Source organism: Thermomicrobiales bacterium (genome assembly GCA_037045155.1).
Classification (GTDB): domain Bacteria; phylum Chloroflexota; class Chloroflexia; order Thermomicrobiales; family CFX8; genus JAMLIA01.
This window is the reverse complement of the sequence record JBAOIG010000003.1, coordinates 160,617-183,026: the sequence shown is the minus strand read 5'-3', so window position 1 is coordinate 183,026 and position 22,410 is coordinate 160,617. Positions and strand designations below refer to the sequence as shown.

Here is a 22,410-nt window from a genome sequence, read left to right as displayed (position 1 = left end):
GGATGAGTAGCCAACCTGAAGCGCCGGTCGTCGATCCGGTCAGTCTGGAGATCTTCCGCAGCGCGCTGACGGCGATTGCCGAGGAGATGGGGGCGGTGCTGACGCGCAGCTCCTATTCGCCGAACATCAAGGAGCGGCGCGACTTCTCATGCGCACTGTTCGATCGACACGGCCGGCTGGTCGCCCAGGCGGCGCACATCCCGGTTCACCTCGGGTCGATGCCGGATTCCGTCGCAGCCGCGCTGGCGGAGTTCGAGCGATTCCTGCCCGGCGATGTGATCGCGCTGAACGACCCGTTTCTCGGTGGCACCCATCTGCCGGATATCACGTTGATCTCACCGCTATTCGTCCGGCAGTCTGGCGAGCGGGTGCTGGCTGGTTTCGCCGCAAACCGCGCCCACCACGCCGACATCGGCGGCATCTCGGCCGGCTCGATGCCGATCGCCACGGAGATCTATCAGGAGGGGATCATCATCCCGCCGATCAAGCTGTGGGAGGCGGGTGAGCCGAACCAGGCGGCGCTGCGGCTGCTGTTGCGCAACGTCCGCACGCCCGACGAGCGGCGGGGCGACCTCACCGCTCAGGTCGCCGCCAACCGCACCGCCGCCCGCCGCGTCCAGGAGCTCGTCGAGCGGGCCGGCCTCGCGACGCTCAACGCCCATATCGACGCGCTGATCGACTACGGCGAGCGGATCACTCGCGCAACGATCGAGCAGATCCCCGATGGCGTGTTTACGTTCACTGACTATCTCGACGACGATGGCGTCTCTGCGGAGCCGATCGCGATCTGCGCGACCGTCACTGTCCGCGGCGGTGACATGACCGTCGACTTCACCGGCACAGCGCCCGAATCGCGCGGCAGCATCAACGCCGTCGCGGCCGTCGCCAAGTCGGCCTCGTATTATGTCGTTCGGTGTCTGATGCCCGAGGATGCGCCGTCCAACCACGGCACCTTCGCGCCGGTCACGGTGATTGCGCCGGCCGGGACCGTTGTGAACGCCCGTCCACCACGGCCAGTGGCCGGAGGCAACGTCGAGACCTCCCAGCGCATCACCGATGTCATCTTCGGCGCGCTGGCTCAGGCGCTGCCGGACATCATCCCCGCCGCCAGCCAGGGGACGATGAACAACGTCACGGCCGGCGGGACTGACCCACGCACCGGCCAGCCGTTCGCCTACTACGAGACGATGGGTGGCGGAATGGGCGCTCGGCCGGGGCTGGACGGTCTCTCCGGAGTCCATGTCCACATGAGCAACACGCTGAACACCCCGGTCGAGGCGTTCGAGTTCGCCTACCCGATGCGGATCACCGAGTACCGGCTCCGAGATGGCTCCGGCGGGGCTGGCGCAGCGCGCGGCGGTGACGGGCTGGTTCGCGAGATCGCCTTCGAGACGCTGACTGAAGTCACACTGCTGACCGAACGTCGCCGAATCGCGCCGTGGGGCCTCCAGGGCGGCGAACCGGGCGAGCGAGGGGCAAACGTCCTGCTGCGCGATGGCGTCGAAGAACCACTGCCCGGCAAGGTGCGCTTCATGGCCGAGCCAGGCGACCGTCTCTCGATCCGATCGCCAGGCGGCGGCGGCTGGGGCCGGCCAACATCTCGCTAGTGTATCCGCTGCGCGGTCGGGGGCGATGCACCAACCGCCCGCTCGTTAGCCACGCACCAGTAACGGCCTCCGGCGACCGACCCGCCAGGTTGTCGCTCCGTCACCGTGATCGATCGCCCGCGCTTCGGGCGGCGATGCGGCAGCGACCAGCAGGTCGAGCGTCGCCTCGTTGGCCAGCAGATGGGCGCGGGCCACTCGCTCCAGATGCTCCCCTTCGGCCGTCTCGTCGTTCACCTCGGTGATCCAGGAGAGGGCCGTCGTGCGCGGGTAGAGCAGGTGAAAGCCGCGATAGGGCGACCCGGGCTCGAGAGCCGCAACGTGCCAGAGCATGTCGTCGTGGAACGCGCCGGGGAAGCGTTCCGGCTCGCGCGACTGGCCCCACGCGCGGTAGCTCGCGCCGTAGACACGGTTCCAATCGCCGATATCGCTATCCCGGACCTTCGCCGAGACGGCGTCGCGCAGGGCGTCGACCGATGCGCGCTGCTCTGGCGCATCCGGGTCATCGAGGTACGACGCGATCCCGTAGAGTAACGCCTGAACGATCCAGTAGGAGACACGGAAGCGCGGCGGTGAGCCGTAGCCAGCGAACGGCTGGACCCACTCGTGTGACGGCACCCCGTGATTGTCGACGACGACATCGGGCAACCAGCGCCGCCAGAGCGACCCGCGTGCCCGGGCCTCGCCGAAGCGGCTGTCCGGGTTGAGGTGGTCAGCGCCGTACTCGAAGCCGAGCGCGTTGTATCGCGCCGGGTGGTGCTTCCAGGTCTGCGACTCGGGGAAGCTCGCCAACATGGCGTGGAGGGCCGCGCCGTCGGGATTCTCGTACGGGAGGATGACGATGTTGACCGCATCCAGGTAGCGTCGCCAGTGTGGCTCATTCGCGCAGAGCCAGGCGAGCTGGAACGCGGCGTTCGTGCTGGAGATTTCGTTCGCATGGTGACGGGCCACGATCAGGTAGGTCGGCTTGAGGATCGCTGCCTTGAGTGGCGAACGCAACCGCCCCTCGCACGGCGCAGCCAGTGACAGCGCCGGGATCGGCCGGCTCTGATACGACCAGTCCTCGATCCAGGCAGTCACCTCCGGCGCAGCAGCCAGCGACTCCGCCATCTCGACGATGGCATCGCCGTGCAGATTCGCCGTCATCGACGGGCGAGGGCCGGGGGATGAGGGACCGGAGACGAGCGGGGACGTAAGGGAGAGCGTCAGGTCGACGGTTGTGTCGTTGAGGACGACACGTGCCGCGATCAAGTCGCGTCCGTCGGTAAGCTCCATCGTCGCCAGTTGTTGGAGACGGGCAAGGGTCGCAGCGGGATCGCCGTCGACGGTCGCAACAATCGACATCGCCAGGTGATTGCCGTCGAGCCGGAGCTCGGCAACACGCAAATCCGGATACGGAAGCGACGGACGCGACGGGGCCGCGCGGAGGGTGACCCGTGCGCACGGGGCCGCGCCGGGACTGACCCGGACGATCGGGACGATTGCGCCCGGCGCGGAGAGCGTGTCACCGGTCTGGCGCTGCCCGAACAGCTCGATCGCGTCGAGCGTCGTGAAGTAGATATCCTCGGCCAACGCTTCCGCCGCCGAGTCGTTCTCCTCGCGGACACCGAGCCGCTCGTTCGGCTCGCTGACCCAGACCTCCGCCAACAGCTCGCCGAAGAATGGCTGCGACACGGCTCGCGCGCCGGCCTCCTCAACCAGCCGCAAGAGATCGGGAACCACCACACCCTGCCAGAACTCCCAGAACGTCTCGAGATCGGTCGGCACGCGCGCCAGCTCGCGCCAGGAATCGCCATCGGCGGCCATCACGCCCCCGGTCGTGACAACGACGCGCCCCGGCTCGTCTCCCAGCGCCGGAACGAACGGTTGTGCGCGCCACGGCGGAGTGCAGGTCCAGCGACCCAGGCTTGCGCCCTCGGCATCGAACGCGTCGGCAACGAAGGTAGCCGGCGTGTCATCACCTGCTTCGACCATCTCGATCGCGCCCGGATCGATGCCCAGCTCAGCAGCCATCAGCTCCGGGCCGGGGAACAGCTCCTGGAGCCAGCGAATCGGCATGTCGAGCGTGTTCACCTCGGCCATCCGGCGGTAGGCGATCCGCACGCGGGCAGGCGACGCAGGGAGCGCGACGAGCGCCGGCGTGACGACCTCGCGCAGCCAGGACAGGCCGGCCTTGAACGCGGAGAGGACGACGATGTCGATGTCGATCCCCCGCGAGCCCAGATCGGCCACGAGTCGTTCTTCCAGCTCACGCCGGATGTCGGGCGGCTCGCTGGCGAAGACGACCAGCCGGCGACCATCCAACGCGTTATTCGGCAACTCCGCGATCGCCGCCACAGCGCCGTCGACCTCCCAGTCGGCTTCCCATTCGCGCTCCCAGAGCACCGCGCCGGGATCGTTCGGCTCGGGACCGTCCCCGGCCAGCCAGCGCCGAAGCCGGGCCAGGGACTGGCCGACTCCGCCGCATTCCGGCGCAGCCAGGTGCGGCCACTCGCCGGCGACCCGGTCGAGCAGATCGGCAAGCTCGATCGCGTCACCTTCTGCCAGCCAGCCGCCGTCCTTTGCGGTGACACGGGACGTGCCGATATCGGGCCGGACGACGAATCGCGATCCACCTTCTCGGGCCAGTGGCAGAGTGACGCCGCCGGTCTCCAGCCCGACGCGCGCCGCGAAATTGGCTAGCGACGCCGCGAGCTGGGCCGGCATCTCGACCGGCAGGTCGAAGGTCAGCCGGGTCATGTCCGGCAGCAGGTCGCCATCGGTGTCGGCAAGCGCGCCACGGATCGTGAACAGATCAGTGAGACAGGAGGACGGTTCTCCCGGGTTCCCGATTCGCTCGTCGCCCAACGCGGTTGGCGCCGGAAGGACGGGGAGATCGCCGGCAGTCGCGACTGTCAGGTCTGGCCGATCGTCCGTCCTGGCCATGCCGGCCACGACGGCGAACGGCAGCGTCAGCGCGTGCGTCTCCAGGCCGAGCCGCGCGGCGAGGTCGATCAGTCGCGCGCAGAAGTCGCGATCAACCATGCCCCGCGGTGGATTGATGACAAGCCTCGGCGCGATATCGTCTACGAAACCGTCGCCGTTACGATCGGCAGTCCATCCAACTGTATCCACGTCATCTCCTCCTGCCCGGTGTGTTCGGCGCTGGGTGATTGTACGGCCGGGCAACGGCGCTGGCTGGCTATAATCGTAGGAGACCGCCGCCGGGAAGGGAGCGCAACCCAGCCATGAGCACGCGATTTGATCCCCGTGAGCATCTCCGCGAACTGGACGATGGTTCCTACTACCTCGATATCAAGTGGCGGATGCACTGGCTACGGCACGAGCATCCCGAGGCGGACATCCAGACCGAATTGCTGGCGCTGGACGATGAACATGCCATCTGCAAGGCGACCGTCAGCATTCCCGGCGGAGGCAGCGCGACCAGCCACGCCAGCGCAACTCGCGCCGGCGCAGCAGCGTTTGTCGAGACAGCCGAGACACGCGCGATCGGGCGCGCGCTCGCTGCCCTGGGCTACGGGGCGGAATATATCGAGACCGACCAGCCACGCACACGAGGCGCGGCGCCCGTTTCGATTGTCCCGGCGGTCACTCCTGCCGAGCAGCTCGTCAGCCAGCCTCAGGCGCCGTCACGCATGCGTCCCGTCCGGCAGACCGAACAACCCGCTCGTCCTCGTTCTGTCCAGCAAGGAGACGAGACGGCCGAGCAGGAGCCGCCGAGTAGCGAGACCCCAACGCCGATGATGCGCGGATCGGATCTGCGCGCCAGAGACAGCGCCGCGCGCGGCGATCCGGCCGACGTCTCGTGGACCCACTTCTGGGCGTGGGCGAAGTCACACGGCTACAAGGATGCCCAGCACCTGAAGGATCTCCTGGGCATCGATGTCAACGCCCTGACTCCTGCCGAGGTTCGCGCCCGCGTGGCGCGTTACGAGGACGATCACGGCCGGCCAGACGAGGCTGACGAGGAGTGATCGTGCCGGCAGACCCCGGCACGAGCGCGCAGGCCGGATGAGCTCGTCGAGCGCGATGGCCGCGCCATCACCGACGATCCTCACCAGGCAATTCCTGCTGACATGCGCGGCCGGCGTGACGCTGTTCGCCTCGTTTCAGCTCCTGACCGCGGTGTTGCCGCTCTATGTCCGCGACGACCTCGGCGGCTCGACGACGGCGGTCGGCCTGATCGTTGGCGTTTTCTCGATCGCCGCGCTACTTCCGCGTCTCTTCATCGGTCGCGAGATCGACCGGACTGGCGCGAAGCGCTTCCTTCTGGTTGGCGCGGGCTTGTTCCTGCTCGCTGGCATCCTCTATATGTTCGCAAACACTGTGCCGCTTGTCCTCGGCGTCCGAGCCGTCCACGGTCTCGGCATGGCCTGCTTCCACACCGCGTCCTTTGCCTTCATCGCGCAGATCTCCCCGCCATCGCGACGCGGCGAGGCAATGGGAATCTGGGGACTGATGTCGACGTTCGCGACCGCGATCAGCCCGTACCTGGGTCTGTTGATCCGTGACGCGACCGGGATGACGACGCTCTTTGCCATCGCGGCGGGTGGCGCGGCCGCTGCGCTGGTGCTGTTGACGTTCGTCACCGACCCCGGTCCCGACGAGAACGTCTCCTCCGCGTCACGTGGCGGCCTCTTCGAGCCATCGGTGATGCCGGCCGCGGTTCTGATCCTGTTGTCGAACCTCGTGTACGGCGCCATCGCAGCCTTCATCATCGTCTACGCCGAGGATCGTGATATCGCCAACTCAGGCCTGTATTTCACCGTCTTCGCGGTCGCTGTCCTCGCCTCACGCGTCTTCGGCGGTCGTCTGGCAGATCGGCTGAGCCGTCTGGCAGTCGTCCTGCCGACGTTCGTCCTGACCATCCTCGCAATGGGGACGCTGGCGTTGACGAGCTCGCTCGCCTTGCTGCTCCTCACTGGCGTGCTCTTCGGGCTGGCCTTCGGGGCGGGGCAGCCAGCGCTCAACGCCTTTGCCGTCGACCTCGTCGAGCCGGCCCGTCGCGGCGCAGGGATGGCGACATTCACGTCGTTTTTCGAGGCCGGCATCGGCATGGGCGCGATCGGTATGGGCGCCGTCGCCGGCATCACTGGCTACTCAATGATGTTCGCGCTCACCGCCATCTTCCCGATCATTGCCCTCGTCTACGGCTTCGCTGTCGCGCGCCCTGCCGAACGAGCGCACCATCAGTGAGCGACTCTCTCACGCCCGAGACGCTCGGGTTCGATCCGGCGCCCGGTGGATGGCGTCGCAGCATCGGCGCACGGACGCTCGACTTCCGGGTGATTCGCTCTCCGGAGGATTTCGCGCAATGCGAGCGCCTGCAGCGTGAGGTGTTCGGCGTCAGCGAGTCCGACCTGGCCTCCTACTCCATCATGGTCGTCATCCCCAAGACCGGCGGAGAGGTCATTGGCGCGTTTGACGGCGCGCGGATGGTCGGCTACATCCAGGGGTACGGCGGCTTCGTCGATGGCCGGCCACTCCTGATTTCTGACCTCATGGCGGTCGAGCCAGACGCACGCGGAGGGCTTGGGTTCGCCCTCAAGGCGCTCCAGGGCGCGCTCGCTCTGCGCGCCGGATTCCGCGAGGCAGCCTGGACAGTCGATCCGCTTCGCGCGGCAAATGCCCGGCTGAACTTCGAGCGTCTCGGCGCGACCAGCCATGTCTACGAAGAGAACGTCTACGGCGACGAGTTCGCCGGGGGATTGTACGGGGGACTGCCGAGCGATCGGCTCTTCATCAACTGGAATCTCGAGAGCGACCGGGTTCGTCACCGGTTGCTCGCCGGCCACAAGCCGCTGGAGCCAGCCGCGCTCGCCGACCTCCCCGACTATCCCGCTGCCGGTGCGCGTGTCCGCGTCGCGATCCCGGCCGACATCGACGCACTGCTGGCAGATGACCCGGCTGCCGCACGCGCCTGGCGGTTTGCCGTGCGGAGTCAGCTCGAGGAAGCATTTGCTGAGGGCTGCACGATCACCGGGTTCGCGGGATCGCGTGGCGGCGCACGCGGCTACTACCTCCTGGAGCACCGAGGCTGACGCCCGTCTCGCGTACCATGACCCGTGTCGACCGAACGACCCACCGTAGGCTGGAGAACTGATGCGCATCACCGGAGTCGAGCTGATCCCGATTCGCCTGCCGCTTGTCGAGCCATTCATCATCTCCTACGGCACATTTCCCGACGTCGAGTCGGTGCTGGTGCGACTCGAAACGGACGATGGGACGACCGGCTGGGGAGAGGGCACGCCCGACCCACATGTGACCGGCGAGACGTTTGGCGGCGTGCTGGAGACGCTGAGGCTGCTTGCGCCGACCCTGCTCGGCCGCGACCCGCTGGATCGCACCGCGCTCATCTCCGACCTGGACCGACGAATCAGCGGCAACCCGACCGCGAAGGCGGCAATCGATATCGCGCTGCACGACCTCGTCGGCCGCGCCACGGGCCTGCCGGTCTGGGCGCTTCTCGGCGGGCGATCCAGGACACACCTGACGATCTCACGCGTGGTCAGCATGAAGACGCCGAGCGAGATGGCTGCCGACGCGGTCGCCCACGTCGGCGCTGGCTTCAACACGGTCAAGCTGAAGATCGGCGACGCCAACGACGTAGCGCTCGATATCCGGCGCGTCGCCGCGGTCCGCGAGGCGGTCGGGCCGGACATCGCGATCAAGATCGACGTGAACCAGGGCTGGCGCACACCGGGGATCGCGATTCAGGGCGCGCGTGGAGTCGCGCCGTATCTCCCCGCTTATGTCGAGCAACCTGTCGACTGGCGCGACCTGGAGGGACTGGCCGAGGTGCGCCGGATGGCCGGCGTGCCGATCATGGCCGACGAGGCAATCCACGACGCCCGCGACGCGCTACGGGCGGTGTCGCTCCGCGCGTGCGATCTGATCAACATCAAGCTGATGAAGTCGGGCGGGCTGCTTGGCAGTCTGACACTGAACGCTATTGCCGAGACGGCCGGCTATACATGCCAGGTCGGGACGATGGTTGAGTCGTCGATCGCGTCCGCCGCCGGCCTGCATCTCGCCCTCGCGCTGGCAAACGTGCACACGGTTGAGATGGGTGGCCCGCTCATGCTGGCCGAGGACATCGGCGGACTGAGCGACTATTACGCCGGCGAGATGGTGCGGGCGCCAGCAGGGCCGGGACTCGGAATCGAGCCGGATGAGCGCGCGATCCAACGTTTCGCAGGCCAGCGCATCTGGATTCGCTGAGTCGGAGAATCGAAAGGCAAACCTGATGAGCGACGGTCGATCGAGCCGACAACAGCGGCGCTCCGGACGTTGGAGGCAACGACAGCCAGACCAACCCCTGCGGCATAGCCTCGATCTATCCGCCTACCTCGACGAATTGGCCGATATTCGCAACGAGTCGGGGACCAATCTGGCCGGCGCGGGGGAGCAGGCGCTGAAGGCGCTCGACCGATTCCTGGCGAGCCTTGCCAGCAACCTCGGCATGAACGACGAACGCGCCAGCCTCGGCGATTCGATCCGCTACCTCGAACGTTCCCCGATGCAGGACGCCCGCGAAATCGCGGCCCGGGCCGAGCGCTACCGGGACACACGCAATGCGCTGGCCCACAACCCGGACATCATGCTCCGGCCCGAGGCTGCCACCCGGATCATCGACGGCGTCGAGGAGATCGTCCGACTGGCCGCGATCGGGATCGCCGAGATCTCCCATCGCGCGATCGTCACGACGCGGGCCGATGAGCCGCTCGCCGAGGCACGAGACAGGATGCTTCACCACCACTACGGCCAACTCGTTGTTGTCGATTCCCGCGGCAGGCTCGTCGACCTGCTGACGGATCGCGACATCGTCGTCGCCGAGGCGCGTGAGGATATCGACGGGGACGGCCAGCGGCTGACGGTCGGCGAGGCGATCGCGTTGCGCGGCTACCGCGCGGCCGGCGTGCTCTCGCGCCACAGCGCCGCGAGCGAGGCCATCGATCTCCTGCGTGACGAACGGGTTGCCGCCGTCGTCATCACCGAAAACGGCACGATTGGCGAGGTTCCCCTCGGCATCATCACCCGCGGCGATGTGCTGAAGACATCATGAGACGCGCATTCAGCGCTTGACGACCGCAATCTTCTCCGCTTAGAGTGGGCTGGGGAAACGAACTCATCAGCAGATCATCGTGGTTTCTTGTCACGGCGGCGAGGGCCGAGAGGGAAAGCACGCATGTCGTCATCATCTGTGCGACGCGTTGCTGCGTTGGCTGCTACCTTGCTGGTCACGGCCCAGATCATCATGCTCCAGATACCGGGCGGTGGGAGTGAAGCGCAGGCTGCCGCGTCGGAGCTGGCGCCATTTCAGCGCGTCTGGTCGCGGACCGACGAGCCGATCGCGGCGGGCAAGGTCGCGAGGACGTGGATGTGGGGGCCGGCGGCAGTCTCCGGTCTCAGCTACGAGCCATACGTCGAATCTCCCGGCGGACAACGCATTGTCCAGTACTTCGACAAGTCGCGGATGGAAATCACCCAGCCCGGCGCGCCAGACGATGGGCTCTGGTACGTGACCAACGGACTACTCGTCGTTGAGCTGGTATCCGGTCGCCGCCAGATCGGTGACGCCGCATCCGAGCTACGAACGCCAGCCAACGTCAACGTCGCCGGCGACCCCGACGACACCAGCGGACCGACCTACGCCTCGTTCGGCTCGCTGCTCGACGCGCAGCCAGCCGCCTCCGGGAGTTTCCTTACCAGGAGGCTGACCCGCGATGGCAGCGTCACCGACGACGCGACGCTGGCTCGCTGGGGCGCAACGGCCGGCTCGATCGACGAGGTCACGCATCACGCGATCGCCGATCCGTTCTGGGCATTCATGACTGCGAAGGGGCTGATCATCGCAGAAGGGGTGGTCGTCACCGCGCCGCTATTCGAAAGCCCGTACTATGCGACCGGCCGGCCGATCAGCGAGGCGTACTGGGCAACGGTCCGCGTCGGCGGCACGCCGCGCGACGTCCTCATGCAATGCTTCGAACGCCGTTGCCTGACCTGGACGCCCGAGAACCCTCCGGATTGGCGAGTCGAGGCCGGCAACGTCGGCCTGCACTACCTTGCCTGGCAGACGGAGCAGGATCCTCCCATACACCAGACACCGACCGGCGCCACCACGACCGCCACAGCCACGTCACTATCCACCAGCGGTCCGAATCCAACCGCCACGAAGACGCCAACACCAATAAAAACATCGACACCCACAAAGACGCCGACATCCACGAAGACGCCGACGCCAACAAAGACACCAACACTCGCGCCGACCGCCACCACCGGCCCCCAGCATGGCACCGACTGGTTCACCGACGGCCTCTGGAACGTCGGAGAGGATGTGTCAGCAGGAACGTGGCGAAACAGTGACTCCTCGGCCGGCTGCCATTGGCAACGGCTGTCCAGCCTCAGCGCGGTTATCGTCGAGAGTCTCAGCCATGAGATCCAGACGGTGACGATCGAGCCGGGTGACGCCTACTTCCGTTCGACAACCTGCGGGACGTGGACGCTCATCGCCGCCTACCCGACACCAACCCCGATTCCGCCTGCGACAGCGACACCAGGAGGCTCCGGCGAAGCTGCCTGCCTGAATGCCGCCGAGGCAGAGGTGTTGCGGCTACTCAACGTCGAGCGACAGAAGGCCGGCCTCTCTGCGCTCACGAATTCCCGGGCGCTGAACGTCGCCTCGTACCGCCACAGCCTCGATATGACGACGCGCGATTACTTCGACCACAACACGCTCGCGCCACTCCCGGCCGGACAATCCGGCCCGTCCTTCGTCGACCGCGTGCGCGATGCCGGCTACTCGTTGCCGGCCAGCGGCTGGGCAGCTGGCGAAAACATCGCATGGGGCCACGCAACCGCCCAGGCCGTCGTGTCCGCCTGGATGGCGTCACAGGGCCATAAGGACAACATCCTGAACCCGCTCTTCACTCAGGTCGGCATCGGCTTCGCGTCGAATCCGGACGCCTACTACTGGAACGTCTGGACGACCGACTTCGCCAACGGCAACGACGGCCCCGGCTGCTGAGCATCACTGGCCAAGACCAACGACCTCGGCTACGCTTCCTGCGACGCGAGCCGGCCGCTCGCGAGCGGGGAGGCGAATGCGCGGATTCTGGCTCGTTATCGGTGTATCGGTGTTGCTCGGCCTGAGCGGCGCCTGGGCGATCGTCGAGGGCGTCTCCCAATACAACAGCACCCTCCGTGCCTACGCATCGATGGAGGTCCGCTACGTGCCGGACTCGTTCGTCTGGCTCGATCCGACTTACGGGAGTGGAACAGCGACCATCCGCTTCACCAACGGCTCGCCATCTGCCGCGACTGTCGAGGCGATGCAGCTGTTCCTTCGTTTCGATGGCGAATTCGCTGGATCGAGCTATGACGCCTGGGAGCCGCTGAAGCTACGGCCCGGAGAGACAAAGGATGTTGACCTGTTGTTTACCGTCACCTCTGGCAGCCAACAGCCTCGCGGCGGTGAGGCAACCCTCACGATCAATGGCTGGGTACGTGTCTCCTACCTTGACCTCGACCGGACCGTGACGCTCAACGTCGGAGACCGCATCGGCGTCGTCGACCGGGTGCGGGAGTAACCGCGTGGCACGACCGATATCGCCACCCCTGTACTGGTCGCTGATCGCGCTGCAGTGGCTGGCGGTTACTCTCATGCATGGCGCCGTGGTCATCTGGTCATCACGAGCGCTGGAGCGCTACATCTCGCCGCACCAATCGACGCTGCTGTTTCTCATCAGTGCCTTTGTCGGTGCAGTGCTCCTCGGATTGACGACCCGTCGGGTGGTTGTGCTTGGTATTCTGACGTTGTTGTTCTGTATTGTCGGGGCGGCCTTCCTCGGCGTGACGATCTATTCGCCGGCCTGGGAGGGGACGATCGCCCGCGTCGTCAGCGTCCAGAACTACGCCACCCAGCAGGCATTGTTCGTCCTTGTATGGTCGGCGCTGCCGGCCGCGCTCGGCGCACTGGCGGGATTCATGGCCGGCGCCGAGCTCCGCCAGGGTCTGGAACCGCGCGATCCGGACCAGGCTTCGCCGTGGTGGGAGCGCCGCGCAGGCTGACAGCGTGCCATCATTCGGGGGGTTCGAGGCGCGCCGGCCGCCCGACTTCGGAGCCATCCGGCCAGACATGCGGCCCCTCGTGCGCTCCGCCACAGAGCAGCTCGCAATCATCGCGTCGATCCACGACAACCGCACGCTGCGTTGCCAGGTCGGTTCTGGGCGTGACTGGATAGCGGCTCAGAAGCGCCGGGCGGTGGCGCAGGCAGTACTGGCGGTCGATCATCGGCAGCCTCCGCGTTTGCCTCGGCCCTGCGCCTCGGGGCCGACGTCCACGCCCGTTCGTATCTCTTGCATGCGCAAAGCATACGCCCCGGCTATCGTAGCGTGCAGTGGCAGCGGTTGTACACTCAGCGACGAGGCGAGTGAGAGGTGCGCGGCGGCAGGTCAGCCGCCCTCATGCGAGGGGTAACGGGGAATGAGCAATAGCTGGGAAGCCATCCTGTTCGACTGGGATGACACGCTCTGCGGCGCAGAACCACATCGCTACACCTTCGCCCAGCACGCCGCGGCCGACTTCGGCGTGAACCTGACCATGGCCGAGGTGTACGACGCATTCGCCCTCGCTGGAGACTCGGCTGCCGGCGCGTGGGGCCCGTTCATCGAGCGCCTGCCGGCCGCGCTCGGCATCCCGGTGTCGTGCCAGACCGAATTTGTCGAGCGCTATCGGCATCGCGATCTGATCAAGGCATTTCACCTGTTCGATGATGTCATCGCCACATTCGACTGGCTTGCCGGCCTCGGCCTGCGCGTCGGCATCATCTCGAACAACGACGAGGCCGTCGATCGCGTCAGGGAGCTGAACATTGAGAGTCGGGTCGAGATCATCGTCTCACCGGCCACCTTCGGCGTCGGCAAACCCGACCCGCGCATCTTCACCGAGTCGATGGCGCTGATGCGAGTCAACTCGACCCGCGCGATCTACGTCGGTGATTCATTCGACAATGACATCGTCGGGTCCCGGGCCGCCGGGCTGACGCCAGTGCTGATCGATCGCTTCGGTGTCAACCCACGACCAGCGGGCTATCTGCGTGTCACCCAGTTGGCCGAGCTAGCCTCGTTTGTTCCCGGAACCGCCGACGCCCCCCTGCGCTGACCATCGACACTCAGCCCGCAGGCTACGCAGATAGTGATCAAGAACTGACGTACCCCGACCAACACGGCAGGTGAGCGAACGGGCATCCAACGCCTGTATCCATCGGCCACATGCAAGCGGCGGATGACGTTCTGGCTGGAATCTGAGAATATCTTCAGAACATTGGCACAACCAGTAATTGACAGAATAGCTATCCGGGCGTAGCGTGAGAGTGTCGACCGGGCACACCTGTACTTATGGGCAGGTTGGATGCCCAATCGTACAGCGACACGCGAATGAATCCACACCACACTACGAGGCGTTGAATTCGGTCGCGCGAACGCGCATCGTCGCCTCGTGAAAGGGGGGGGAATACAGCCGGGCCAGTTGCTGGTCTACGGGGCGAGCTCTGTCATCTCTCCTGGATGAAAGGAATACGTATGGCACGCCGGCTCGTATCAATGATTGCCGCCGCGTCGATGCTCGCGTTCCTGCTGCCATTCGCTGCTTCTGCAGAGTCTTCATCTGCTCAGGGCGCGGATTGCCAGGAATTCGATACCACCGGCTTCAGTATCTGCGGCGAATTCCTCCAATTCTGGAATGCTAACGGTGGAATCCCCGTCTTCGGTTATCCCCTCTCCGACGCGCACCAAGAGACAAACCCTGACACTGGCCAGCCGCTGCTCGTCCAGTACTTCGAGCGCCAGCGCTTCGAGCTGCACCCGGAGAATCAGGGCACCGTCTTCGCCGTCCTCTTCGGCCGGCTTGGCGCGCAGATCCTCACACAGGAAGGGCGCGACTGGTGGTCGTTCCCCAAGGCTGACCCGAGCGCGGACAACTACTTCGCGGTCACCGGACACGCGATCGCGCCGATGTTCTGGAATTACTGGTCCAGCCACGGGATCGACCTGGGTGACTCAAGCATCACGTTCCGCGAATCACTGATGCTCTTCGGCTACCCGCTATCCGAGCCGATGATGGAGCTCAACCCTGACGGCGACACAGTGCTGACCCAGTGGTTCGAGCGCGCCGTCTTCGAGTATCACCCGGACAATCCGGCCGACTCGCAGGTTCTGCTGCGCCGTGTTGGCGCGGAAATCCTGACGCCGCCGGTTCAGTCCCAGGTCATCGCTACCGGTCTGACCAGCCCACGCGGACTGACCGTCACAGCTGACGGCACCGTCTATGTGGCCGAAGCTGGCACAGCCGGCCCCAATTGCGTTGATATCGGCGAGGGCCACGACGCAGTCCACGTCTGCGCAGGCGCAACCGGCGCGATCACGAAGGTCGCCAATGGCGTGCAGACGCAATTTGTAACGGGCCTTCCCTCAGTCGATTTCGGCGAGGACCCGACGGGCCCACACGATGTCGTCGTGGGTGACAATGGCCAGATCTACGCCGTGATCGGCCTCGGGTCGAAGCCTGACAACCGCACAACTGTCGGCGTCCCGCTGGTTGGTGAGCTCGCGAAGAGCTTCGGCACGATCGTCGCAGTCAATAGCGACGGCACGTGGCACAGCATCGCTGACGCGTCCGAGTGGCAGAACACCGATCCGTCCGGCACCGGCATCGACTCCAACCCATTCTCACTGGTCGCGACGGAAAGTGGCTTCGTCGTCTCCGACGCGGGCGGGAACAATCTCATCGCCGTCCACCCGGGCACAGGCGCGGAGGACACGACCTACGAAACGCTCGGCGTGTTCCCGAATCGGATGGTGACTCCGCCGCCGTTCCTCGGCATGCCTCCGGGCGTTCAGATCCCGATGCAGGCCGTCCCGACCGGTGTTGTCCAGGGACCGGATGGCGCCTACTACGTGGGCGAGCTGACCGGCTTCCCGTTCTCGCTCGGTATGGCGCGCGTCTGGCGTGTTGCCGGGCCAGGTGAACAGACCGTCTACGCGGATGGTTTCACCAACATCCTCGGCGTTGCGTTCGACAGCCACGGCAACATGTACGTCCTTGAGATGACCAAGGGCGGGCTGCTTGCTGCCGATCCGAGTAACCCGGCGTCCGCAACCGGCGCGCTGATCAAGGTCTCCCCTGACGGACACAAGACGACCGTCATGACGACCGGCCTGATCGCGCCAACCGGCATCGCAATCGGCCCGGATGACTCGATCTACATCTCCAACTTCGGCGTGATGCCGGGGATGGGGCAGGTGATCAAGGTCAACCCGTAACAGCCGATCCACACGAAGCATGCGACGCCCCCGCCGGCCAGGCGGGGGCGTCGTCGTCTCAGTCCGACCGCCGACGCCCTGCTATACTCCGGCCGGCGACCGAACCGGCATATCTATGGTTGAGGGAGCGAGAGGCGTTGCGAGACCAGTTGGCGTTTGCCGCCTACGCCGTGCTCATCATCGGCGTCCTCGTCATGCTGGCGTCGCTGTTTGCCGACCCACTGGCGCTCGGCCGGCCGGACACTGGCTTCGGGTGGAAGCAGATCCTCGGGACGATCATCGGCGCGGCAATCGCCTATGGCGGCTTTCGGCTGGTGCGACGGGTCGAGCGCGACCAGTAGGCCACGGAGGGGCATCGTGAAGGGGATCATCCTTGCCGGCGGGCTTGGCAGCCGGCTCTATCCGTTGACCTACGCGACCAACAAGCATCTGCTGCCGGTCTACGATCAGCCGATGATCTACTACCCGATCACAACGCTGGTCTCGGCCGGCATCGACGACATTATGGTTGTCACCGGTGGGCCACACGCCGGCCACTTCCTGCCGGTGCTACGGACCGGACGCCAGTTCGGCATCCGCCACCTGGAGTACACGTTCCAGGAGAACGAGGGCGGCATTGCCGAGGCGCTCAGCCTCTGCGAGGAATTCGCCGATGGCGAGCCGGCCTGCGTCATCCTCGGCGACAACACCACCGACGCCGATATCCGACCTGTCGTCGAGGAGTTTGACGGCGGCGCGATGCTGTTTCTCAAGCGCGTCCCCGATCCCGAGCGGTTCGGCTGCCCCGTCTTCGACCCGGCCGATCCCGGCAGGATCGCGAGGATCGAGGAGAAGCCGAGCAACCCACAGAGCGACTTCGCCGTCACCGGCCTGTATATCTTCGACGAGCAGGTGTTCGATCTGATCCGCCAGCTGGAGCCATCAAACCGCGGCGAGCTGGAGATCACCGACGTCAACAACTTCTACCTGCGCGCTGGCGCGCTACGCTGGGTCGAGCTGGACGGCTTCTGGAGCGACGCCGGCACCTTCCAGAGCCTCTACCGCACCAACCGCTACTGGGCAGAGCGCAAAGCAGCCCTCGCCGCCGAGGGCAAGACCTGGGGCTACGCCCCGGCCGCGCCGCTCGACGACGAGTAGGTCTACGCCAGGGTCTTCTTAGGACGCGGACGCGCCGCCATATTGTTCGCGGAGCACCGACTTCTGGAACTTGCCCGTCGATGTGCGTGGGATCGCCTCGATGAATTCGATCCGATCCGGCAGCCACCAGCGCGGGAACTCCCCCGAGAGATATTCGCGCAGCGCTTCCGGCTCGACTGACGCCCCCTCGCGCAGCACGACGACCGCCATCGGTCGTTCGAGCCAACGCGGGTCTGGCACGGCAAAGACGGCCGCCTCGGCAACCGCCGGATGGCCCATCAGTGCGTTCTCCAACGCGACCGAGCTGATCCACTCGCCACCGGACTTCACCACGTCCTTCGCGCGGTCCTGGATCTGGATGTAGCCGGCCGAATTGATCGTCACGATATCGCCGGTGCGGAACCAGCCATCCTCGGTGAACGACTCCTCGGCATCGGGATTATTGTAGTAATGCGCGGCGACCCACGGCCCGCGCACCTCCAGCTCGCCCATCGACGCGCCATCCCACGGGAGGAGTCCCTCCTCGCCCCGGGCGCGAATCTCGACAAATGCCGCCGGCCGACCCTGAGTCGCCCGGTAGACATCCTGCTCGGCAACCGAGAGGTTGTCCATCTCGGACGACAGCACGGCGACGGAGCCGAGCGGCGACGTCTCGGTCATGCCCCAGGCATGGACGACCTCCAGCCCGTGCCGGTCGCGGAACCCCTGGATCATGCTCTTCGGCGCGGCCTGTCCGCCCACCAGCAGCACTCGCAGGCTGGAGAGATCCCAGGCGGTGGGATCCTTGTCCAGCATCTGCAGCAGGCCGAGCCAGATCGTCGGCACCCCGGCGGTGATGGTCACTCGCTCCTGTTGGTAGAGCTCAAGCAGGCTGGCCGGATCGAGGAACGGACCGGGCATCACCTGCTTCGCGCCGACCATCGTCGAAGTAAACGGCAGGCCCCAGGCGTTGACGTGGAACATCGGCACGACCGGCAGGACCGTATCGCGCTCTCGGACACCCAGCGTGTCCGCCATCGCCGACGCGAACGAGTGCAGGACCAGCGCGCGGTGCGAGTAGACCGCGCCCTTGGGCCGGCCGGTCGTGCCAGAGCTGTAGCACATCGCTGCTGCCTGCTCCTCGTCGAGCGCGGGCTGCACGAACGTGTCGGCATCAAAGCCTTCGATGAATTGCTCGTAGCTCAGCATCCCCTCGGGCGCAGCGCCGTCCGCCCCGATGACGATAACGTGCTCGATGTGGCTGTTGCTGCGAATGCGCTCGACCAGCGGGAGCAGGACCTGATCCACCAGCAGCACGCGGTCGTTGGCGTGATTCACGATATAGACCAGGTCCTCGGCCGGAAGTCGCAGGTTGAGCGTGTGCAGAACCGCGCCCATGATCGGGATGCCGAAATAGGCTTCCAGATGCTGATGGTGGTTCCAGGCCAACGTTGCAACCCGGTCACCCGGCTGGACTCCGAGATCGGCGAGCGCCAGGGCGAGCTGGCGAGTGCGACGCACCATGTCGGTGTAGGTGTAGCGGTGGATCGAGCGGTCCGGCAGGCGGGTTACGATCTCCTTGCTGCCGAAGAACGTCTCGGCGCGACGTAACACCGCATCGAGAGTCAGCTGATAGTCCATCATGAGACCCTGCATAGAGACCCTCCTCGAGACTGCGAGTGCCGATGACTCTCCGACTGGCCGGCCATGCTACGCGCCCGCGCCGTAGACCTCCAGGATGGCAGCCGCGCCCATGCCACCACCGACACACATCGTGACCAGGCCAGTGCCACCACCCCGACGACGCAGCTCATGGATCAGGCTGGTGGTCAGCTTCGCGCCCGTCGCGCCCAGCGGGTGACCGAGCGCGATTGCGCCGCCGTTGACGTTGATCTTTTCCGGCTGAAGCTCCAGATCATGGGTCACCGCCAGTACCTGGGCGGCAAACGCCTCGTTGAACTCGATCAGGTCGATATCATCGAGCGTCATGCCGAGGCGGCCGAGCAGCTTCGGCACCGCCTTGGATGGCCCGATACCCATGATGTCCGGATCGACACCCGCGGTGGCGAAACCGACGAACCGCGCCAGCACCTCCAATCCACGCGCTTCGGCGTCCTCGCGGCTCATCAGCACGACCGCTGCTGAGCCGTCGCTAAACGGGCTGGCGTTCCCGGCGGTCACCGCGCCGGTGGCCTTGAATGCCGGGCGCAGCTTCGCCAACCCCTCCAGTGTCGTATCCGGCCGCATCGTTTCGTCGCGGCGCACCGGCACATCCTCGATCTCTCGCTCGACGCCATGCCAGATGTAGCGTGGCGCCGGAATGATCACGAGCTCATCGGCGAAGGCATCACGCTGCCACGCCTCGGCGGCCTTGCGCTGGCTGTGGTAGGCATACTCGTCCTGCTGATTCCGCGTGATGCCCCAGCGCTCGGCAACTCGCTCCGCAGTAAAGCCCATCCCGATATAGTCCTTGGTGATCTCGGGGTTGAGCCGGGCATGGTAGCCAGACATCGGCACCTGGCTCATCATCTCGACCCCGCCGGCCAGTACAACATCGGCCATGCCGGTCATGATCGACTGCGCGCCCATCGCGATCGTCTGCAGGCCCGAGGAGCAGAACCGATTGATGGTCGCGCCGGTCGTCTCGACCGGCATGCCGGCCCGCAGAAGCGCAAGCCGGGCGATGTTCAGCCCTTGGCCGGCCTCCGGAAACGCGCATCCCCAGAGAACATCCTCGATCGCTTCCGGCTCGATCCCGGCCCGATCAACCGCTGCGCGCATCACCGTCGCGGCAAGGTCGATGGGGTGGACGCTGGCAAGCGCTCCATCCGCCCTTCCTCTGCCGGTCGGACTGCGCATCGCGCTGACGATGACTGCCTCGCGCATCTGCCTCTCCCTGCTGTGCGAGCTGCGGGCTCAGTTCCGCAGCGGCTTCCCTGTCTGCAGTGTGTGGGCTATTCGTTGTTGCGTCTTCTCGGTCCCAAGCAAGCTCAGGAACGCCTCGCGCTCGAAGTCGAGAATGTCCTGCTCACCGACCTCGCGCGGGGGCCCGTCGCCGGCCGATAGCACCCAGGCCAGCTTCTCGCCGATAACCGCGTCGTGCGCGCTCGCCTGCCCCGCCTCGCGAAAGGCGTAGATGGCATACCGCAGGTTGCCAAGCGCGTCGCGCCCAAGCGCCTGGAAGCGCCGATCGACCGGAGCGACGTAGCCGGGCGCAAGCGCCAGCACGACTGCCTTCGCGTCGCCGATCAGTCGGTCCCTGTTCATCGTGATCCCGTCCTGCGGCCGCAAGAAGCCCATCGAGCGAGCCTCCAGCGCGCTGGAACTCGTCTGCGCCAGCGTGATCAACGTGAACGCTCGGCGGGCGGCCTCGAATGGATCAGCTTCGAGATACGGGGACAGATCTTCAGTGAAGCGAGCCAGCAATTCCTTGGTCCCGCCGCCGGCCGGGATCAGGCCAACACCGAACTCGACCAGGCCCATCGCCAGCTCTCCGGCAGCCTGCACACGGTCGCTATGCATTGCGATCTCCGCGCCGCCACCGAGCGTCAGCCCGAATGCCGCCGAGACGACCGGGAACGGTGCGCGCCGCAGGCTCATCGTCGCCTGCTGGAACCCGGCAACGAGATTCTCCAGCGCTGCCCAATCCCCCTGTTGGGCCAGATGCGCGACCGGCACGAGGTTGGCGCCAGCCGAAAAGGCGCGCGCATCATCACTGCCAATCACCAGGCCAGCGTAGCCCTGGCGTTCGATCAGGTCGAGCCCGTCGCGGAGAACGGCAAACGTCCCCTCGCCGAGCGTGTTCAGCTTCGAGTGCAGCTCCAGCATCACGACGCCGTCACCGAGGTCGACAAGCGACGCATCGTCTCCGTCGCGCAACACCGCGCCCGCCCCCTTCAGGCGTGTCAGGCTGACGACGCCCGGGCGCTCCGGCAACGGGGCCGGCGCGCCATCGAAGCCGCGGTAGGTCTCCCGGCCGCCCTCACTGGCGTAGAAGCCATCTCCCGCCGAGCGCAGCAAGTCTGGCTCGTCCAATCCAGCATCTCCGAGGCCAGCGCGGACTACCGCCAGACCGACGGCATCCATCTGCCGAAACGGTCCCAGTTCCCAGCCAAAGCCCCACTCCAGCGCACGGTCTATCGACGGGATGTCCCACGCCAGATCGGGCGCCAGGGTCAGTGTCTCGTGAGCGGTCGTCAGGAACAGAGTCCGCAGAAACTCGCCGTGCGGCCCAGGTAGATCCAGCGACTGACGGAGGCGTTCCTGGAGTGGCCGGCGGGAAAGCGCGCCGAGCTCGGGCGAGCGGGTCTCGGCCCGGGGGTGATACTCCATCGTGGCCGGATCGAGCGTCAGAATGTCCCGGCCTTCGCGCCGGTAGAAGCCGACGCCGGTCTTCTCGCCGAGGCTGCCCCGCGCGACCAGATCCTCGACCCAGACGGGGAGGCGGTAGTCGTTCCCGGTTGCCGCGGAGAGGCCGTCCGCGACGTGCTTGAGAATATCCAGACCCGAGAGATCGGCCGTGCGGAAGGTGGCCGAACGCGGTCTGCCGATCAGCTCTCCGGTCAGCGCGTCTACCTCGTCAATGGTGAGGCCGAAACGCTCCATCAATCTGATCGCCTGGATCATCCCGTAGATGCCCAGCCGGTTACCGATGAACCCCGGCACATCCTTCGCCCGGACAACGCCCTTGCCGAGGACGAGGGTAGCGAACTGTTCGATCGTCTCGACGACGTCAGGATCGGTCTCCGGGGTGGGGATGACTTCCAGCAGATGCAGGTAGCGCGGCGGGTTGAAGAAGTGCGCGCCCAGGAAGCGCCGCCGGAACGCCTCGTCACGGCCCTCAACGAGCAGACGCATCGGTATGCCGGAGGTATTCGACGAGACGATCGTGCCCGGGGCGAGGATTGGCGTCAGCCGATCGAATAGCGCGCGTTTGGGGCCGAGCTCCTCAATGACGGCCTCGATCACCCAGTCGCAGCGCGCAAGCAGATCCAGGTCATCTTCGAAGTTGCCGACCGCAATCAGCCCGGCGCGTTTCGGATCCATGAACGCGGGTGGCCGCGCCTTGAGCGCACGCTGGAGCCCACGTTTGGCCGGCTCGTTGCGATCCCGCTCGCCGGGTATATCAAGGAGGACGACAGGGATGCCGGCCGACGCTGCCAGCGCGGCGATCCCGCTGCCCATCGTGCCCGCTCCGACGACGCCGATGGACCTGATCCGCATTGCCAGACTCCTCTCCACTCGCGCCAACGCGCGACCTGACGCCGGATTATCTGGGACTGTTCGGTGGGGTCAGGTAGGTGTCTGCCTTGCTTCGACCTGCTCTCACCGACGACCGGTTGCGTTGATGGATGCCCGCACGATACGG

At 66.2% G+C, this 22,410-nt stretch carries 18 protein-coding genes; 13 read left to right on the top strand and 5 right to left on the bottom strand.

Features of this window, described 5'->3' with window-relative positions; translation table 11 throughout:
* Window positions 1-2 precede the first annotated feature (2 nt).
* Window positions 3-1,607, top strand: coding sequence for a hydantoinase B/oxoprolinase family protein (locus V9F06_03975; protein MEI2616789.1), 1,605 nt, complete (start codon window positions 3-5; stop codon window positions 1,605-1,607).
* A gap of 45 nt (window positions 1,608-1,652) precedes the next feature.
* On the opposite strand, the gene V9F06_03970 is transcribed toward V9F06_03975, so the two are convergent.
* Window positions 1,653-4,718 (bottom strand): M14 family metallopeptidase, encoded by a 3,066-nt coding sequence (locus V9F06_03970; GenBank protein MEI2616788.1) that lies wholly within the window; start codon window positions 4,716-4,718, stop codon window positions 1,653-1,655.
* A 113-nt stretch (window positions 4,719-4,831) separates the two neighbouring features.
* Between V9F06_03970 and V9F06_03965 the strand changes: the two genes are divergently transcribed.
* The 8 genes from V9F06_03965 (at window position 4,832) to V9F06_03930 (ending at window position 12,674) form a co-directional block, all read left to right on the top strand.
* Window positions 4,832-5,578, top strand: coding sequence for a hypothetical protein (locus V9F06_03965; protein ID MEI2616787.1), 747 nt, complete (start codon window positions 4,832-4,834; stop codon window positions 5,576-5,578).
* 37 nt (window positions 5,579-5,615) lie between these two features.
* Window positions 5,616-6,800 carry an MFS transporter gene (locus tag V9F06_03960; protein MEI2616786.1) on the top strand — a complete coding sequence of 395 codons (1,185 nt, stop codon included), beginning with the start codon at window positions 5,616-5,618 and terminating at the stop codon, window positions 6,798-6,800.
* Window positions 6,797-7,645 carry a hypothetical protein gene (locus V9F06_03955; GenBank protein MEI2616785.1) on the top strand — a complete coding sequence of 283 codons (849 nt, stop codon included), beginning with the start codon at window positions 6,797-6,799 and terminating at the stop codon, window positions 7,643-7,645. Before V9F06_03960 ends, V9F06_03955 begins: the two co-directional genes overlap by 4 nt.
* Window positions 7,646-7,706: 61 nt before the next feature.
* Complete coding sequence (locus V9F06_03950; protein ID MEI2616784.1) at window positions 7,707-8,825, top strand: dipeptide epimerase; 1,119 nt, start codon at window positions 7,707-7,709, stop codon at window positions 8,823-8,825.
* A gap of 25 nt (window positions 8,826-8,850) precedes the next feature.
* The gene (locus V9F06_03945; GenBank protein ID MEI2616783.1) at window positions 8,851-9,669 is read left to right on the top strand and encodes a CBS domain-containing protein; all 819 of its coding nucleotides are present in this window, start codon (window positions 8,851-8,853) and stop codon (window positions 9,667-9,669) included.
* 123 nt (window positions 9,670-9,792) lie between these two features.
* Complete coding sequence (locus V9F06_03940) at window positions 9,793-11,631, top strand: CAP domain-containing protein (protein MEI2616782.1); 1,839 nt, start codon at window positions 9,793-9,795, stop codon at window positions 11,629-11,631.
* A gap of 76 nt (window positions 11,632-11,707) precedes the next feature.
* The gene (locus V9F06_03935) at window positions 11,708-12,193 is read left to right on the top strand and encodes a hypothetical protein (protein MEI2616781.1); all 486 of its coding nucleotides are present in this window, start codon (window positions 11,708-11,710) and stop codon (window positions 12,191-12,193) included.
* 4 nt (window positions 12,194-12,197) lie between these two features.
* On the top strand, window positions 12,198-12,674 hold the full coding sequence (locus V9F06_03930; protein ID MEI2616780.1) for a hypothetical protein: 477 nt from the start codon (window positions 12,198-12,200) through the stop codon (window positions 12,672-12,674).
* A gap of 10 nt (window positions 12,675-12,684) precedes the next feature.
* On the opposite strand, the gene V9F06_03925 is transcribed toward V9F06_03930, so the two are convergent.
* Entirely contained in the window at window positions 12,685-12,897 is a 213-nt protein-coding gene (locus tag V9F06_03925) for a hypothetical protein (GenBank protein MEI2616779.1), read from the bottom strand.
* A gap of 192 nt (window positions 12,898-13,089) precedes the next feature.
* On the opposite strand from V9F06_03925, the gene V9F06_03920 reads away from it, so the two are divergent.
* From V9F06_03920 to V9F06_03905, 4 genes are all read left to right on the top strand, one after another.
* A complete protein-coding gene (locus V9F06_03920) occupies window positions 13,090-13,767 on the top strand; it encodes an HAD family hydrolase (GenBank protein MEI2616778.1) in 678 nt (225 codons plus the stop codon).
* Between the two features lie 419 nt (window positions 13,768-14,186).
* Window positions 14,187-15,926, top strand: a complete 1,740-nt coding sequence (locus V9F06_03915) for a ScyD/ScyE family protein (GenBank protein MEI2616777.1) — start codon at window positions 14,187-14,189, stop codon at window positions 15,924-15,926.
* Window positions 15,927-16,063: 137 nt separating this feature from the next.
* Window positions 16,064-16,267, top strand: a complete 204-nt coding sequence (locus V9F06_03910) for a hypothetical protein (GenBank protein ID MEI2616776.1) — start codon at window positions 16,064-16,066, stop codon at window positions 16,265-16,267.
* Between the two features lie 16 nt (window positions 16,268-16,283).
* Entirely contained in the window at window positions 16,284-17,063 is a 780-nt protein-coding gene (locus V9F06_03905) for a sugar phosphate nucleotidyltransferase (protein MEI2616775.1), read from the top strand.
* Between the two features lie 18 nt (window positions 17,064-17,081).
* Here the strand turns inward: V9F06_03905 and V9F06_03900 are convergent, their stop codons facing one another.
* From V9F06_03900 to V9F06_03890, 3 genes are read right to left on the bottom strand one after another with little or no spacing between them, the layout of a single operon-like run.
* On the bottom strand, window positions 17,082-18,698 hold the full coding sequence (locus V9F06_03900) for a long-chain fatty acid--CoA ligase (GenBank protein ID MEI2616774.1): 1,617 nt from the start codon (window positions 18,696-18,698) through the stop codon (window positions 17,082-17,084).
* A 54-nt stretch (window positions 18,699-18,752) separates the two neighbouring features.
* A complete protein-coding gene (locus V9F06_03895; protein ID MEI2616773.1) occupies window positions 18,753-19,928 on the bottom strand; it encodes a thiolase family protein in 1,176 nt (391 codons plus the stop codon).
* 30 nt (window positions 19,929-19,958) lie between these two features.
* Complete coding sequence (locus V9F06_03890; protein MEI2616772.1) at window positions 19,959-22,265, bottom strand: 3-hydroxyacyl-CoA dehydrogenase/enoyl-CoA hydratase family protein; 2,307 nt, start codon at window positions 22,263-22,265, stop codon at window positions 19,959-19,961.
* Window positions 22,266-22,410: the final 145 nt, after the last annotated feature.

Excerpts from the sequence above, each read along its gene's own strand:
- V9F06_03975 (MEI2616789.1), top strand. The coding sequence starts at position 3 with ATGAGTAGCCAACCTGAAGCGCCGGTCGTCGATCCGGTCAGTCTGGAG.
- V9F06_03965 (MEI2616787.1), top strand. The coding sequence starts at position 4,832 with ATGAGCACGCGATTTGATCCCCGTGAGCATCTCCGCGAACTGGACGAT.
- V9F06_03960 (MEI2616786.1), top strand. The coding sequence starts at position 5,616 with ATGAGCTCGTCGAGCGCGATGGCCGCGCCATCACCGACGATCCTCACC.
- V9F06_03950 (MEI2616784.1), top strand. The coding sequence starts at position 7,707 with ATGCGCATCACCGGAGTCGAGCTGATCCCGATTCGCCTGCCGCTTGTC.
- V9F06_03945 (MEI2616783.1), top strand. The coding sequence starts at position 8,851 with ATGAGCGACGGTCGATCGAGCCGACAACAGCGGCGCTCCGGACGTTGG.
- V9F06_03940 (MEI2616782.1), top strand. The coding sequence starts at position 9,793 with ATGTCGTCATCATCTGTGCGACGCGTTGCTGCGTTGGCTGCTACCTTG.
- V9F06_03935 (MEI2616781.1), top strand. The coding sequence starts at position 11,708 with ATGCGCGGATTCTGGCTCGTTATCGGTGTATCGGTGTTGCTCGGCCTG.
- V9F06_03925 (MEI2616779.1), bottom strand. The coding sequence starts at position 12,897 with ATGATCGACCGCCAGTACTGCCTGCGCCACCGCCCGGCGCTTCTGAGC.
- V9F06_03920 (MEI2616778.1), top strand. The coding sequence starts at position 13,090 with ATGAGCAATAGCTGGGAAGCCATCCTGTTCGACTGGGATGACACGCTC.
- V9F06_03915 (MEI2616777.1), top strand. The coding sequence starts at position 14,187 with ATGGCACGCCGGCTCGTATCAATGATTGCCGCCGCGTCGATGCTCGCG.
- V9F06_03900 (MEI2616774.1), bottom strand. The coding sequence starts at position 18,698 with ATGCAGGGTCTCATGATGGACTATCAGCTGACTCTCGATGCGGTGTTA.
- V9F06_03895 (MEI2616773.1), bottom strand. The coding sequence starts at position 19,928 with ATGCGCGAGGCAGTCATCGTCAGCGCGATGCGCAGTCCGACCGGCAGA.
- V9F06_03890 (MEI2616772.1), bottom strand. The coding sequence starts at position 22,265 with ATGCGGATCAGGTCCATCGGCGTCGTCGGAGCGGGCACGATGGGCAGC.